Annotated in this window: 14 protein-coding genes; 2 read left to right on the forward strand and 12 right to left on the reverse strand. The window is 47.0% G+C overall.

Annotated features, from left to right (window positions below; all coding sequences use genetic code 11):
* Nucleotides 1-9: 9 nt before the first annotated feature.
* The 7 genes from EJV45_RS19405 to EJV45_RS03475 form a co-directional block, all read right to left on the reverse strand.
* Nucleotides 10-1,713 (reverse strand): TonB family protein, encoded by a 1,704-nt coding sequence (locus tag EJV45_RS19405; RefSeq protein WP_165304968.1) that lies wholly within the window; start codon nt 1,711-1,713, stop codon nt 10-12.
* A complete protein-coding gene (locus tag EJV45_RS03450) occupies nt 1,710-2,087 on the reverse strand; it encodes a BlaI/MecI/CopY family transcriptional regulator (protein ID WP_129714254.1) in 378 nt (125 codons plus the stop codon). Before EJV45_RS03450 ends, EJV45_RS19405 begins: the two co-directional genes overlap by 4 nt.
* Nucleotides 2,088-2,148: 61 nt before the next feature.
* On the reverse strand, nt 2,149-2,586 hold the full coding sequence (locus EJV45_RS03455) for an energy transducer TonB (protein ID WP_165304969.1): 438 nt from the start codon (nt 2,584-2,586) through the stop codon (nt 2,149-2,151).
* 106 nt (nt 2,587-2,692) lie between these two features.
* Nucleotides 2,693-4,246, reverse strand: coding sequence for a M20/M25/M40 family metallo-hydrolase (locus EJV45_RS03460; protein ID WP_129714256.1), 1,554 nt, complete (start codon nt 4,244-4,246; stop codon nt 2,693-2,695).
* Nucleotides 4,247-4,407: 161 nt separating this feature from the next.
* Nucleotides 4,408-5,202, reverse strand: coding sequence for an ABC transporter permease (locus EJV45_RS03465; RefSeq protein WP_129714257.1), 795 nt, complete (start codon nt 5,200-5,202; stop codon nt 4,408-4,410).
* A 1-nt stretch (nt 5,203) separates the two neighbouring features.
* A complete protein-coding gene (locus EJV45_RS03470) occupies nt 5,204-6,106 on the reverse strand; it encodes an ATP-binding cassette domain-containing protein (RefSeq protein ID WP_129714258.1) in 903 nt (300 codons plus the stop codon).
* 1 nt (nt 6,107) lies between these two features.
* Complete coding sequence (locus tag EJV45_RS03475; protein ID WP_129714259.1) at nt 6,108-6,497, reverse strand: hypothetical protein; 390 nt, start codon at nt 6,495-6,497, stop codon at nt 6,108-6,110.
* Nucleotides 6,498-6,551: 54 nt separating this feature from the next.
* On the opposite strand from EJV45_RS03475, the gene EJV45_RS03480 reads away from it, so the two are divergent.
* Nucleotides 6,552-7,613: a sensor histidine kinase gene (locus EJV45_RS03480; protein ID WP_129714260.1), complete on the forward strand. Its 1,062-nt coding sequence runs from the start codon at nt 6,552-6,554 to the stop codon at nt 7,611-7,613.
* A complete protein-coding gene (locus tag EJV45_RS03485; RefSeq protein ID WP_129714261.1) occupies nt 7,610-8,368 on the forward strand; it encodes a LytTR family DNA-binding domain-containing protein in 759 nt (252 codons plus the stop codon). The genes EJV45_RS03480 and EJV45_RS03485 overlap by 4 nt, the downstream gene beginning before the upstream one ends.
* Before the next feature lies 1 nt (nt 8,369).
* Here the strand turns inward: EJV45_RS03485 and EJV45_RS03490 are convergent, their stop codons facing one another.
* Genes EJV45_RS03490 through EJV45_RS03510 form a run of 5 tightly spaced genes read right to left on the reverse strand, consistent with a single transcriptional unit; the run spans nt 8,370 to nt 15,506 of the window.
* A complete protein-coding gene (locus EJV45_RS03490) occupies nt 8,370-9,242 on the reverse strand; it encodes a TraB/GumN family protein (protein ID WP_129714262.1) in 873 nt (290 codons plus the stop codon).
* Nucleotides 9,239-9,979, reverse strand: a complete 741-nt coding sequence (locus tag EJV45_RS03495) for a 1-acyl-sn-glycerol-3-phosphate acyltransferase (RefSeq protein WP_129714263.1) — start codon at nt 9,977-9,979, stop codon at nt 9,239-9,241. Before EJV45_RS03495 ends, EJV45_RS03490 begins: the two co-directional genes overlap by 4 nt.
* Nucleotides 9,980-10,031: 52 nt before the next feature.
* Nucleotides 10,032-10,586 (reverse strand): NUDIX hydrolase, encoded by a 555-nt coding sequence (locus EJV45_RS03500; protein ID WP_129714264.1) that lies wholly within the window; start codon nt 10,584-10,586, stop codon nt 10,032-10,034.
* 23 nt (nt 10,587-10,609) lie between these two features.
* Nucleotides 10,610-13,090, reverse strand: coding sequence for an outer membrane beta-barrel protein (locus EJV45_RS03505; protein WP_129714265.1), 2,481 nt, complete (start codon nt 13,088-13,090; stop codon nt 10,610-10,612).
* Nucleotides 13,074-15,506, reverse strand: a complete 2,433-nt coding sequence (locus tag EJV45_RS03510) for a TonB-dependent receptor domain-containing protein (RefSeq protein WP_240755183.1) — start codon at nt 15,504-15,506, stop codon at nt 13,074-13,076. Before EJV45_RS03510 ends, EJV45_RS03505 begins: the two co-directional genes overlap by 17 nt.
* Nucleotides 15,507-15,603 lie beyond the last annotated feature (97 nt).

Consider the following 15,603-nt stretch of genomic DNA (forward strand, 5'->3'; position numbering starts at 1 on the left):
TTGGCCCGGCTATCGCGCCAGCGCTGACTTTTTTAAATGATTTTTCGTGGTCACGATCAGCACGCCGTTTACGGCGCGGGTGCCATAACTAACAATTGCGGCATCATCTTTCAGTACGCTTACCGACTCGATCTCCCGCGAATCAAGTGCGGCGAGGGCGTTTGGCCCCGAAGGGTCAAGCACTTTACCATCAAGCACAACCAGGGGGGCATTCTCGTCGGTTAAAAGGTTCTGCATACCGCGCATGGCTATGACCGGCTTATTTCCGCCAGTTACCTGTCCGCCTGCCAGGGGCTGACCGGAAACCCGTTCAACGACATCGGCTTTCTCCCGACTGTCCTGACCGCCTTCCTGGAGTTTAAAACTAAGCGCCATATTGTAGGTGACGGCCACCGGACGCCCGTTTTGAACAGCCGGCATCCAGGCTTTAGAGTTGCTTACTACACGGACAGCCTCCTCATCACACCCATAACCGATGCCGTTTAGCACCCTGATACTACTTATCGAACCGTCGCGGCCAATCGTGAAAGACAAATGCACGCGGCCACTGATGTTTTCTCTTGCCGCCTGCTCAGGATAACGGATATTCTCACCCAGGTACTTGTAAAAGGCCTGAAGCCCGCCCGGGTACTCTGGTTGTTTTTCTACTGAGCTGTGGGCAACAGGAGAATCAGCATCATACCGGATAACAGGAGGAGGAAATTTAACGGACGCTGTTGTCACCGCTCCTTCAATAACGGGCGGCGGGAAACGCACGACCTGCGCTTCCGGAACCGGTACTTCAGCAAGAGCTGGCTCATCGTCTACAATCACAAGATCATCAACGAGCGTCCTGGCGGCTTCAATCGGCTCGCTCATTGGAATTGTTTCAGTAAGCCTTAAGATGTGATCATTTTTCCTGATTGTAGCCGAAGAAAGAATGAGCAACAGCATAAGTACCGGTACCATTAAACCATATTTAAGAATAGCGGTGCGTTTAGATCGTTCGCGCGTCAGCATGAAAATTCGTTTTCTGATCATCGGGCCGCTGAAAAAAGGACTGGTAAGATCGCTTTGCTCCAGACCGAAAGCCCGGCTTAACAGCAGCATCGAGTACGCATGTTTATCTCCTTTGAAGGTTGCAGCAGCTTCATCTGCCAGGAACTCATGCGTATCCTTCACTGCACCGATAAAAAGATAACTAACGGGATTAAACCAGCTGAAAATCCGGATCAGTTCGAAAAATATGATGTCTCCGCTGTGAAACTGCCGCACATGGATGCTTTCGTGCAGATCAATCGTATCCCGCTCCGGCAAGCCTGAGCCGACAACCTTTTTGGAAAAAAAGGAAAATGCCCCCGACACAGCCGCACTTTCAAACATACGCCGGATGCGAAGCAGCCGCATGATGAAAAACAATGTTGCGGCAAAGACGCCAATAAAATATATGCTGACCAGAATCATTCCCCAATTCACGCTCTTGTCTGCCGGTTGGCTTACCTGCATCACGATTGCGTTCAGATTATCCACGCCGGCATATACCCGCTGACTGACCGGCTGACTGCTCAGCCATTCAAAACGCAGAAACGGCAGGCATAGCGAGAAGAAGCCTGCAGCCAGCAGATAAAGGCGGTTCAGCGTAAACCAGGTTTCTTTCTCAAGCAGAAGCTTATAAAATGCGTAAAAGACGATCAGGTACAGGTTAACCTGCAGGATGTAATGGGCCCAATTCATTTTGGTTTGTTTTTTACTTTATTGATCATTTTCATGATTTCGTCAACATCGCTCAGGTCAAGTTTTTCCTCCCTGACAAAAAACGAAAACATACTTTCAACCGAATTTTCAAAGTAATTGCCCAGCAGCTTTTCTGTTGCATGCCTTTTGTAATCTTCCCTGCTGATTAACGGGAAGTACTGGTGCGCTTTTCCGAACGCTTCGTGGCCGATGAAGCCCTTTACTTCCAGGATTCTGATAATCGTTGAAACGGTATTGTAAGCCGGCTTTGGCTCGGGCAGGAGGTCGATGACTTCTTTTACAAACGCTTTCTCCAACTGCCACAACACCTGCATAATCTGCTCTTCAGCCCTTGTAAGGTCTTTAATTTCCATATGTCTTTACTAAGTGGATTAAATCTACAACTAATCCGTTAGTTTCACAAACAACCTGCCGTTAGCTGCCGGCGTTAAATGTAACAGGTAGCTGATAACTTACAGATATCGGCTCATTGTTGAGTTTGCCAGGATTCCACTGCGGACTGGCTGCAAGGACACGGACGGCTTCGGCATCAAGCGCCTTACTTACAGACTTGACAACTTCAACATCCCGTACTTTGCCGGCCTCATCTACAACAAAAGATAGAACTACCTTACCGCTGGTCCTGGCTTTCCGGTCTGCTTCAGGATATTTCAATTCTTTGGCGAGGTACTGGTAGAGGGCCTGGTAACCGCCCGGGAAGGCGGGCTTCTGATCCACCTGTTCATAAGGGATAGCTGCCTGTTTCTTCTGCTGCGCTTTGGTGCTCAGCATGGAGAAACTTAGAACAATCATCAGTACGCCAGCCAACCGGCAGACACTGAATAAATTTAAAATCGTTTGTTTTATTTTCATAACTAATTGTTTAGTTAAACATAAAACTAATTTATTAGTTTTCAAAATATTTTCACAAAAAAACCCCGGCATGCGGGGTTTATAGTTGCTTTAATTGAGTTGGAGGTTATTGTTGCGCAGGTGCAGGCAGATCCTTCCTCGGCAACATCGCCGGACGCTCTGAAGTATGGTACACAAATGCCGCAACAATCGTCGCTGCTTGTTTCAGGTCATCTTCGACCAGGCGATCATAGGTGTCCTGGTTGGTATGGTGTGTCCGCGTGTTATAATCCATGGGGTCCTGAATAAACTGGAAACCCGGAATACCCACTGCATCGAAAGACAGGTGGTCGGTACCGCCGGTGTTGCCAATGGTTACAGTTTTGGCTCCTAGATCGGCAAATGGCTCCAGCCAGCTTTTAAAGATCGGTGAAACAGCCGCGTTGCCCTGCAGGTATACACCTCTGATTTTACCGGTTCCATTATCCAGGTTATAATAGGCGGAAACCTTTTTCTGGTCAGGCGTGAATTTTTGAGTTTTTGGATCGCCATAATGTTTCAGCACATAATTTCTCGAGCCGAACAGGCCTTGCTCTTCAGAGCTCCAGAGCGCCACACGAATGGTACGCTTCGGTTTGAAGCCAACCGCCTTTAATATGCGCATGGCCTCCATCATGACAGTAGCGCCCGCAGCGTTGTCTGTCGCGCCGGTTGCAGAATGCCAGGAATCAAAGTGCCCGCCGATAATGATCACTTCGTCTTTCAGCTTTTTATCTGTTCCGGGTATTTCAGCAAGCACGTTATAGCCCTGTGGATCCTGGTCATAGAAGCTCGTTTTGATATCAGCTTCCATTTCTACCTTTTTGCCGGCGCGCAGCAAACGCAGCATGTGCAGGAAATCTTCCGGGGAAACCTCCAGCTCAGGCGATACCGCTTCGGCGTTGAGCGCATATGATGCGCCATTGCTTGTAAAAAATGTGCCATGGCCACCCCGTGCATAGGTAAGGATAAGTCCCACGTTTTGTTCTTTCAGCCATTTGACCATGTTAGCACGCTGGGTACGCATGCGCATGTACTGGGCCATCATGTTGCTGGTATTGTTTGTACGGGCGCGGGCCTGTCCGCCCTGGGCAGTTGCCGCTTCCATTTTCGCAAGCGTGCTGTCTGCATGACGGACTGCATCAGGTTTGTAGCTGTTCTCAAGCGCTGTACCCTGGTCGAACATGACGATTTTGCCGGCAAGTGAGCCCTGCAGTTTCTGCAACTCCGGAAGACTATCTGCCTTTAATAAAATTACTTCTGATTTGATAGGCCCGTTTGTACCGGGGGTCCATGCTTTTGGCGATGCAATGATGGCATGGTAGTACGGCAGGGTCGTTGCTGCGTAATATTTGTCTACCTGCCAGCCTTTGCCAAAGGTGCCCCAGGCTTCGCGCTGAATGTTTTTAAGTCCCCATTGCCCGAAAGTTGCCATTGCCCAATCCTGTGCGCGCTTGAGCCCGGGCGAATTAGAAAGACGCGGACCTGAGACATCTGTCAGGTTAAACGCAATTTCCATGGCTTTTGAGTTCTCAAGACCTTCTTTTCTGATCTTTTGAACCATGGCCTGATCCACTTTTTCCTGCGCAGCAGCACTGAAAGAAAAGGGTAAAAGCAAATAAAATAGTAGGTGTTTTTTCATGTATGGTTTAGTTAGCGAAAACCTAAAAATACTTCAAAAAGCATGTTTCTGGTTTTTCCCGCAACAATTTTACATGAAGGCCAGCAAAATAAGTTTTTAATCCCGGAAAACCGCCCGCTGGTTTACCATTGTCAATGATTCAACAGTTTTCGCTCTGAATATTACTTGATATTCCGTTTCGACAGAACAAAATAACCTGCTATAAAAAATACGGCCATATACGCCAGGCTGACCCAGATTTCGCGGGTCATGATATCAATGCCCTCATCAGGCGATTTTCTCATGGAACCGAGACGCATTGCCAATGTAGGATGACTAAAGGGGATAAGGTACGCGTATTTCCAATGTACATTTGCGCATATAATGCCGGCTATGGTGCCTACAAAACCGATTCCCATAGGTTTAAGGAAATCTCCCCAGATCAGGCTTAATACAAACTGGAACGACAGAATTCCCATTGATGCGAGAAACAGTTTCAGGTAGTACTGGCTAAGAAGCATCAATGGATCATAGAGATCGAAACGATATGCTGGGATCAGTAGATGCAGAAGATGTCCGAACGCGAACGTGAGTATCAGAAATAACCCCAGACAAATAAACACGAGCAGCATGGCATACACGAGCTTTGCACTGTATACCGAAAGTTTATGAAGAGGCAGGGAAAAGAGCGTTTTCCAGGTGTCGTTTTTGTGTTCAATGTTGTTGACGGAAAACGCCATAAATATCACATAGAACGGCAGAATCAGCATGCCCATTACTGCCAGCGCCTGGCTGCTGTATTGCCCCCACAGTGCCATCGGCGGCAGTTTTGCTTTCAGAATACGTTCAGAGGCATTAAAGTAACCAAAGGCTATGAGACCACAGATAAGCAAAGGCAGCACAATTGCCGCCCAGAAGGCAAGACTTTTCCGGGATTTATAGAATTCTGATGTAAGAGATATATAGAGAGAACGCATGTTAGTTGTTTTTCGTGATATCAAGGAACAGGTGCTCCAGGTCTTTCCGCATTGGATGTATGGCATACACAGCCAGGCCGGCGGCAACCAGCAGGCGGTTTGCTTCTGCGTGGTCTTCCGGAGAGCGGTAGGGTATAGTAAGTTTTTGTTCCGTTAACTGCGGTGCAAAACCTGCTTCCTGCAAAATTTCTAAAGCCCTGGACGGCGGGTTAGTATCGATCTCCACAACCGGTTTGCTGAGTTGCTGCAGGTCGCCGATGGTTCCCTGGAACAGCAGCCGGCCTTTGTTAATAATACCTACATGTGTAGCAGTGCGTTCAATTTCTGCGAGCAGGTGACTCGAAACCAGAATGGTTTTGCCATGTTCTGTAGCCAGTTTGATAAGCAGGTTACGGATTTCTATGATTCCGTTCGGATCCAGGCCATTTGTCGGTTCGTCCAGCAGCAGCAGTTCCGGGTCTGACAGCAGTGCCAGTCCGATGCCAAGCCGCTGTTTCATTCCAAGCGAGTATTTGCCCGCTTTTTTTCTTGCTGCATCGCTCAGACCTACAAGTTGCAACATGTCTTCTGCGCGTTCCCGGCGAATACCAAGCAACAGGCACCTGTTATACATATTTTCCCTTCCGGTGAGGTGGCTGTAAATGGCCGGTTGCTCTACCAGCGAGCCGAGCCTGGCAAGCGACTCGATGCGATGGGTTGTAAGGTCTTTACCAAAAATGAAGACTTTATCGCGCGGCACCTGAAGCAGGTTGAGCAAAATTTTTATAGTAGTTGTTTTCCCGGCTCCGTTCGGACCAAGAAAACCATAAATGCTTCCCGGCGGCACCTGGAGAGACAGGTCATTCACCACATGCTGTTGTCCGAAATAATGATTCAGACCGCGGGTCTCAATGGCCAGATTCATCTTATCTAAAGATATGAACGGCAGCTTTAACGATTGAACCGGAAGCCGATTTGTTTGACTTCACGACCACCTCATCCTGTCCTTCTTTATCGAAGTTAACAGTAGCTGTAACAGCCAGTAACATAAATACCGGAAACAGCATGAGTAAAAATGGAGAAGAGTTCTTAAGCGTTTTCATAATCGTTGCGTTTATTGATTCAAAGAAACGGACGAATTCTCTCCTGCTGAAATGTATTATACCAAGGGCAAAAAATTCCAGACAAACCGGCATAAATGCGGCAATGCGTGCGTTTGTCGACAAAAATGGTCTTTCGGGCTGTTCGTCGAAACAAACTGCCCGTTCGTCGAGCGGTATAGGCTGCAGAAATATCTTTAGCTGTTTTTCTGCCATAAATAATACCTTTGGTAACAGGCTGCTGCCATCAGGCAACACCGAGACAGACAAATGAAAAATAAGGCGCAGATCATTGTTCATTCCATATACTGGGGCATTATAGCTTTTGTATTTACGCTTGCATTTATTTACAAGCCCGGCAGATCGAGCTTTAACGAGATTATGGTAACATACGTTTACTTTACTGTAATCAACGTCTCTATCTTTTATCTGAACTACACGCTTCTTATTCCGCAGCTTATCAAACTCAGGCGCAAATACTGGTGGTATATCGCTTCTATTTTGTTTGTCATCCTGATCATGGGCCTGCTGAAATCGGTCATAGCGGTGCTGAACCCGGATGAGATCCTGCGGTTCAGGGAGAGCGTACAGATCGACTCCCAGACAAAAAAGCGAATTATAAAATACGGTTACCACAGCATTACCAATTACGCGGTAGGCACGATCTTCAGTTCAGGCTTTTTTATCGTATCAAGCTGCCTGATTAAGTTTACCATAGACTGGTTTGCGAATGAGCGCATTCAGCGAAACCTGGAAACAGAAAAAAAAGAAATGGAACTGCAATTCCTTAAATCGCAGCTTAATCCTCATTTTCTTTTCAATTCCCTTAACAATATCTATTCGCTGGCCTATCAAAAATCTGACAGAACAGCCGATGCGATCATGAAACTTTCGGAAATTATGCGATACATGATTTATGAAAGCAATGACAGCAGTGTGGCCCTGAGTAAGGAAGTAGATTACCTGAAAAGTTATATAGAGCTGCAGAAGCTGCGTTTTAAGGACAAAGCTTTTGTTGAATTAAATCTGAATGGCGAGATTGACGGACAAAAAATCGTTCCGCTGATCCTGATCTCTTTTGTTGAGAATGCGTTTAAGCATGGTGTTGCGAATGACCCCTCAGACCCTATCAGGATTAACCTGATTGCAAACCAGAGAATTCTGCATTTCAGTATTACAAACAGAAAAAGCGCGGCCAATAAGGACCGTATGGGCGGAGTGGGACTGAACAACGTTGAGCGCAGGCTGCAGCTCCTGTATCCGGAGAGATATAAATTAAATATCGTAAATTCGGAAACCCATTATACCAGCGAATTGATGCTTGATATATGACACGACTAAAATGTATTGCGGTAGATGATGAACCGCTGGCCCTCGATATTCTTGAAGATTATATATCTAAAGTTCCTTTCCTGGAATTGGTGAAGCGTACTGAAAATGCTATTGAAGCCCTGCAGCTTGTACAGGAAGGTGCCGTCGATCTCGTGTTCCTCGATGTTCAGATGCCGGATCTTACCGGGATACAGTTTTTGAAGATCGCAGGCAACAAAAGCAAATACATTTTAACCACCGCATACCCGGAATATGCCCTTGAAAGTTATGACCTGAACGTTTCAGATTATTTGCTGAAACCCATTGCATTCGACCGGTTTTACAAAGCCGCAGAGAAAGTACACGCACAGTTCAAACCTGCCGACATTGCACCGGCCTCACCTAGCCCCCAGCCGGTAGCTACGCCCGCGCCCTTTGCCGGTACCGCAAACCCCGTACAGGATTTTATCTTTGTAAAGACCGAGCATAAAATTCAAAAGATCTACCTGCACGACATCAGATATATTGAGGGACTAAAGGACTACATTTCAATCTTTACAAAAGATGAGCGTGTAATTACGCTGCAAAGCATGAAAAAGATGGAAGAAGCGCTGCCCTCTACCCAATTCATTCGTGTTCACAAATCTTACATTGTCGCCCTCGACAAAATTGAAAGTATAGAACGCAGCCGCATAACCATCTGTGGAAAGATTATCCCGATAGGCGATACCTACCGGGACGAGTTTTTCAGGCGCATCGAAAAGAAGAATATCTGATTTATTTTGTAGACAATGGCCTGACTGTGTATCCGGCGTTTCTGAGCAGCTCAATGAGTCCCTGGCTACCAAAAAGGTGACCGGCGCCTACAGCAACAAATGCGGGATTTTTCTTCATGATTGCCGGCAGTTGGCTTAACCAGTTTCTGTTCCGTTTATATAAAATGTTTTCGGTCTCTTCTTTGTCTATAAATTCAGGATCATTGAATAAGCGCACCATCTTATCGGTTTGCTGACGGGTATAATATTCATATAACTGCAGGCCCTGCTGCTTCAGCTGTTCTTTCTTATCAAGCATTTTTAACAAAGCCGCCTTTTGTTTTGCCAGGGGCGCGCCCAGCAAAAGGTTCATCTGGAACCCGGGCTGTTCAAGACCAATCACTTCTTTTCCTGCTGCTTTACCCTGCTGCTGGATCTGCTGGTCTATAGTCTCGCCCTCCTTTACCTTTACAGGAGAAGAAAATGCGGCAATTAACAGCTGTAAGGCTCCGGGCTTCATTTTGTTAAGGGCAGCAATGGGCATACCTGAAATATCATGAAGGTATGTTCCCAGCTCTTCGTACTGTTCTTTGCTTAACAGCTGGTTAAGCGTGGTATCCTGCATCATCATCATGGGCATCATCTTCTGCATGTTCAGGCTGTCGAACAGAAGCTCGCCAACAATTACCCTGCTTAGCGCAAGTTTTTTTTGCAAGGCAGGCATGGTGTCTATGAATTGTTTGCCAATAAGGTGATAGGTTCCGAACAGGTAGGATGGTTTTTCCAGCCCTTTGCCCGAAACTTCCCATAGTAAAGTCTGATTTTGAGCGGGTTTCTGTGCACGGAGTCCAGCCAGACCCGCAGCGAGGAAAATGATCAGCAGTAATTTTTTCATGTTGTTTGATTTAGTTTTTGTCTTACTTCATTTTCAGCCAACTGCGTAATATCATTTGGCGTAAGCTGCCCGGGCTCAATTGGTTCCAGCACCGTCCACGACAGTTTCTCCCCAAAGCTCAGCGGAAACGATCCATACTGCACAAGTTTCCAGGAATTCTGGATTACAATTGGCACAACCAGCGCATTCGGCACCGATTTAAGGAGTGTAGCGATACCGCCAAACTGAAATTGTTTCAGCCTGCCATCTTTTGATCGTGTACCTTCGGGAAAAATTACGGTAGACCAATTGTTTTCTTTCATTCGCCGCCCCAGTTTCAGGATCTCGGTAATGGCCTGCTTGTTGTCTTTGCGGTCTATATTGGCGCCGCCGCCGTGTTTGAGGTTATAACTGATAGACGGGATGCCGCGCGTCAGCTCGATCTTGGAAATAAATTTCGCATGATGTTTTCGAAGGAACCAGATCAGCGCAGGTATGTCGTACATGCTTTGATGGTTAACTACGAAGATTATCGGCCGGTCTGAGGGCAGCTGATAGGAATTCCTGAATCTGATCGACGTACCGAGTAAGAGAAGTGAATAAGTAAGAAAAAAATTAAGCAGATCTACAGATTTTTTGTGTGCACTATAGCCCCCCAGGTTGTAACACAACCATTGAACTGGTTGAAAGATGCCCAGCATCAATCCGAAAAACAGATAGAAAACAGGACTGAAAATGTATCCAAAAACTTTATTCATTAAACAATTTATTCTGATATTTTACATAGATGTCGAAGCCCTGAGAGCCCGCCTATAAGTTTCCCGCATCCAGGAGGAGCTTTACCCGCAAGAGGCCGGCCACACTCATTGAATCTGTTATCTCGCCCCGCAGAACCATCTCAATAGCCTCAGCGAGCGGCAATTTGCGGAGAGTAAGTGCTTCGGTTTCTTCAGGCTGGGCATCGCCGGCGGTGAGACCGCGGGCTATAAAGATGACACCCAGTTCGTCACTCACAGAATTACTCAGGTGCATGCGCTGCAGTTCCTGCCAGTCGGAAGCGGTGAATCCGGTTTCTTCAAGTAATTCACGTTTCGCCCCTTCAAGCGGCGACTGGTCAAGTTTGCCACCGCCCTCTGGTATTTCCCAGCTGTACGCCTTCAGCGGATACCGGTACTGCCCCACCAGCCAGGTATTGCCCTCGTGGTCAACCGGAATGACGCCTATTGCATAATTTTTAAAATGTACCTCCCCATAAATGCCCGAACCGCCGTTCGGATTAATCACAACATGTTCAGTAAGACTGATCCATGGATTTTCATAGATTAATCTGCTGCCCAGCGTCTGCCATGGATTTTCTTCGTGCATTGCGCAAGATACGATTTTACGGGCTATTTGACCGGCGGGGGCGGTATTGATGGTTGTTTTGCCACTTGTGTAAAGCGGTACCCCAGACTAAATGTGATGTTATTTGTATTGCTTTGCGAAAAGCTCTGCGATCTGAAATTCAGCCCTTCATTGAGAAATTCATTACTTCGCTGACCAAACGGATCGCTCAGCCAGATGCGTGCATGCAGCCGGTTCCTGAGAAAAACCTTTCTTGCGGCAAAACTTGACGTTACCGAACCGCGTGCGCGGCCTTGTGCATTCACGTTATTTGCATAGTTAAGATTTCCTTCAAATGCGGTCTTGAATGGCAGCTGCATGGAAAAGCCCATTGACCCCCTTATGCTGAGGCCGCTGCGGTTTAAACTTTGATTTAATGCCGATGCATAGTCGCTGCTGATGAGACTGAAATGGCCGTTTGTGCTGATTGTTTTTGTTGGCCGGTAGTTTCCGACAAGAATTAATGAAAAATTATTGTTCGTTCCAATATTCTGGTAGGTCGATTCTGAAATGCCATTCGTTCGTACAATCCGGTAACGCTCAATCACTCCCCTTGCGGTCGAATAGGCTATTCGGGGCGTGAAAGACCATTTCTGTCCGAACACGCCAAAACTGATATCGGCCTGATGGGTATAAGCAGGTACGAGCAATGGGTTTCCATAGGTGATATTCAGACTGTCGCTGTTATCAATCTGAGGATTCAGTGTATTTTCTCGGGGCCTGTTTATCCGCACACTATAGGTAGCGCCGATGTTATACCGCTTTCTGAAAAAGCGGTTGAACGATATATTCGGAAAGACACTTAGATAAGGCCGGAGGTCGTAACGATCGCCGCCTGAGAGATCGAATTTTACATTTGTGAGTTCTGACCTCAATCCGCCCTTTACGCTCCAGCCGTTCTCCCGGAAATTGTACGATGCATAGGCCGCCAGGATATTTTCGCGGTACAGAAACTGATTTGTCAGCCTGGGGTTGATCAGGAACCGGTTGCCGGCAAAGTCAAAGTTCTCTACGCGGAGGTCATTATCGTTCTTACGAAAATTGTATTGCGCACCAAGTTCCAGCCTGTCTTTCTTGTCGCGCATGGGCCTGTCATAATCTGCTGTAGCGTTAATCCCGTTATTGGCCGTTGCGCTGCTGTTTTGCTGCAGTGATGGACTTAGGTTTGCAGGGAACGCGAACCGCCGGTCAAACGTCCGGTCAGCCTCGCTGCTGTTGGTATTAATATTTATTCCAGCGCTGAATTTCTCGCCGCTTGTTTTGTCATCAACACTATAATCTGCCGTGATGACAAAGTTATTGTTGTCAGACGCTGAAGTATTTGCCTGGTTGCGCAGCCGTGTCTGAATACGTTCTTCGTTCAGGTAGCCAAAGTCATTTTGAGAACGTGTATCCCCGGCACCCATGTTATAATTTGATGAAACCCTTAGATTTTGTGCTGGTGTGATATCCCAGTCTAAACCGATGCGCGCGTTGCCTCCGTTAGACCAGCTGCGGCTGCTATTGTGCTGATCATAATAAAAGGTGGTATCGGGAAAGAAGTTCTCACGGAAAACGCTTCCGCTGCGGCGGCCCAGATTTTCGCGGTAGGCCAATCCGCCGTTCACAGACCAGGTCTTAGCCTTATAAGATGCGTTCGCGTTTGTGTTCATGTTGCCCTGCAGACCTGCGGTAATTCCAACGTTCCCGGTAAAACCGATTTTGAAACCTTTTTTTAAGACAATATTGATCACACCTTCTCCATCGCCTGAGTATTTGACCGGCGGATTGGTCATTACTTCTATCTTTTCGATTGCATCGGATGGAAGAACGTTCAGCAGGTCGGCGATATTTGAACTCATATAATCTGAAGGCTTCCCATCGATAAAGATCCGGGTACTTCGTTTGCCGCTGATGCTCGCATTTCCGTCGATATCGACTTCAACCATCGGTACATTTTTGAGAATATCTGTTGCGGTACTGCCCTCTGCCAGCACCGAGTTGCCGACATTGTAGGTGATCATATCTGCCGCAAACTCCAGCGTTGGCTTTTCGGCCGTAACCGTTACTTCGGCAAGGTTATTCTGATCGGGCGCTATTTTAACGGTCCCCAGGTTCCGCTCAGGATCGTTCTTGCTGAGAGATATGTCATTTACAACAAAGGCCGCATAACCGACGTAAGAAATTCTGATCCGGTAAAGTCCTGCTTCGAGACCATTTAATCTGAACATACCGTTCTCATCAGACAGTGCCGAAGCGAGCGACTGTTCAGATTGTTTGGCGTAGATCAGCACCGTAGCTCCCGGTACAGAGTTGCCATCAGTCGCGTCAGCAACCTTCCCTGACACGCTAAAAACTTTCTGTGCATGCGCCTGGCCGGCGGCCAGAATCAGACTGCCTAACACAACAAAGACCGCAAGGATGCGGCCGCAATCGACAATGGTTAATAAAAAGGGCCCTTTGCCTGATGTGCAAAGGGCCTTAAAGGCGTTAGAATTGTTCTTCATTCGGACGTGAATCCTCTGTTTGGTTCTTTTTAGGGCTTCGCTTCATGCTGAAATCGGTTTTACCGAAACGGTATGAAAGAGTAAGGTTGGCCATCGTTCCCTGCATGTATCGCTGAAAGTCAATGATCGAAAAGTTGCCCTCCGTCGTCATGGCGAATCTCCTTGTATTGAAAACATCACGAACATTCAGGCTGAGTGAGGTTTTCTTATCCTTGAAATCATATTTAGCACCGGCATCGATGCCGTACATCGCATTTCTGCGGCCTTGCGCCATAATTTCCGGAGCACGGTATTCAGCCCGTACCTGTAACGATATGCTGTAAGGCAGCGAAAAATTGTTCGTAATGTTTGCGTTCCAGCTAAACCCACTGTTATCTACAATGCCAAAGGCGGGAACCCCCTGGATATCGCTCCGGTAGAGATTGGCATTTGCTGTGAAGTTCCAGAGTTTCGAAACATCTACCCGCGAAATCAGCTCAAGACCGCTGTTAAGGCTTCTGGTTAAGTTCTGCGGCGTAGAGATGGTAATACCGTTGATATCCGGTTCGGTCCTGATACGCTGAATTACATCGTTCGTTTGTCTAAAGTAGGCAGAAGAAGTCAGCGTTATTTTTTTCCAGTATTTGCTATAACTTAATTCAAAAGCATGTACGTCTTCGGGCCGCAGGTTGGGATTTCCCTGGCGGTAATTAAGTGGTTCAGACACATCAAGAAAAGGATTGGTATCCCAGCCGCGCGGACGGTTTACCCGTCGGGAATAACTCAACTGCACCTGCTGATCGCCTTTCAATTTCTGCGTCAGGAACACGCTAGGGTAAAGTCGGGTGTACGCAACAACACCCGGCGTATTAAACAGCTGGTAATTGCTGTTATAAGCATCAAGGTAAGTGTTAAGCTTCGCATCTTCAGCACGCAGCCCCACCTGGTAACCAAAGTTCTTGATCTGGTTCTGATAGTTTACGTACACTGCATGAACCTGATCCTTGTTGTTGAAAAAGTTAGAAAGGGTATAGTTTGTAAAATACTCTTTGGCTGCATTGTTGAAATCATATGCAAAGGTGTTGTTATCGTTAAACCGGATCTGACTTCTGTATCCAGCTTCAACTTTTCCTGCTTTTCCTACTGGCAGCGTATAGTCTGCCTGAGCAGTAAAGTTTTTGTTATAACTTCCCTGAAAATTGCGTTGAATTTCAGCCGGGCCATCGAAGGCGGTCCCATTCAGGTTATAAATGAGGCTATTGTAGGTCTGGTCGTTATCATTCGTACCCTCAGAGAAGCCAAGGTTAACTGTCAGCTCTTCTTTCGGATTTTTGAACTTCTGACTGAAGTCCATGTTCAGGTCATAGCTGCTGCCGGTGCCCAGGTTGCTGTTAACACGGTTGCTAAACTCGACAGGATTAAACTGCGCACCCAATTGATTAATGTTAATCAGTTCATTCCGGTCATTATCACGAACGTTGAAGCCGGCAGAAAAGCTCAGCACTGTTTTCGGCGTAAAATTGTAATCGATGCCTGCTTTTGCATTATGTCCCTTATCCAGCGAACGCGAATCGGTGTTTTGGTTGGCAAATGATGTAGAACTAACTGAATTCAGATACTGGATATTGTTATAGCCACCACCCAGGCGATTGCCGTACCTGTAGCTGTAGTTGCCATAAAGGTTCACTTTGTTGTTCTGGAAGCTCAGGTTAGTTGAGGCATTGTAGTTGTCCCTGTTGCCGGCAGTGAGCGCCGCTGATCCGTTCAGACCCAGTTTTTTGTTTTTCTTCAATACGATATTGATGATGCCCGATTGCCCTTCTGCATCATATTTTGCTGATGGGTTTGTAATCAGCTCTACACTCTCGATCGAGCTTGCAGGGATTGATTGAAGAATCTGCGCCACGTTACCGCCGGCAATCAACGAGGGCTTGCCATCAATCAGTACACGCACACCGCTCGAGCCGCGCAGGCTCACGTTGCCATCCATATCTGTTTGAACCGATGGTACGTTCTGCAGCAGGTCTGTAGCCGAGCCACCTTCACTGACTAAGCTCTGGTCTACCGAGAACACCTTCTTATCAATTCCCAGCTGCATCTGGGGCCGCGTAGCTGTAATGGTCACGTCTTTCAGAGCGTTTCCCTGCGACATTTTCATCTTGATCGTACCGAGATTTACAGCCTGCGCTCCTGCCGGAAGACTTACCGTCTCGCGAACCATGGTTTGATAACCGACATAGCTCAGTTTAAACGTAAATTCACCGGCAGGTAACTTGTCGAGCACGAAATTTCCTTCAAGGTCGGTTTGTGCCAGCCTGACATTGGCCTTTGTAGCTTTGTTAATTACCTGCGCCGTAGCGTAAGGAATAGGCTCATTTGTCTGCGCATCTATGGCTTTACCAGTCAGTTTCCCTGTGCCGGTCTGTTGTGCAAACATTTTTACAGTCGCAAAACAAAATAATAAACCTAAAACCAGTACTTTGTTCAATCTTAATCTCATCAGGTTATTGTTTCAGCGAGAGGAATGTCTTGCG

The sequence above is a fragment of the Pedobacter sp. SYP-B3415 genome (genome assembly GCF_004138205.1).
Classification (GTDB): Bacteria; Bacteroidota; Bacteroidia; order Sphingobacteriales; family Sphingobacteriaceae; genus Pedobacter.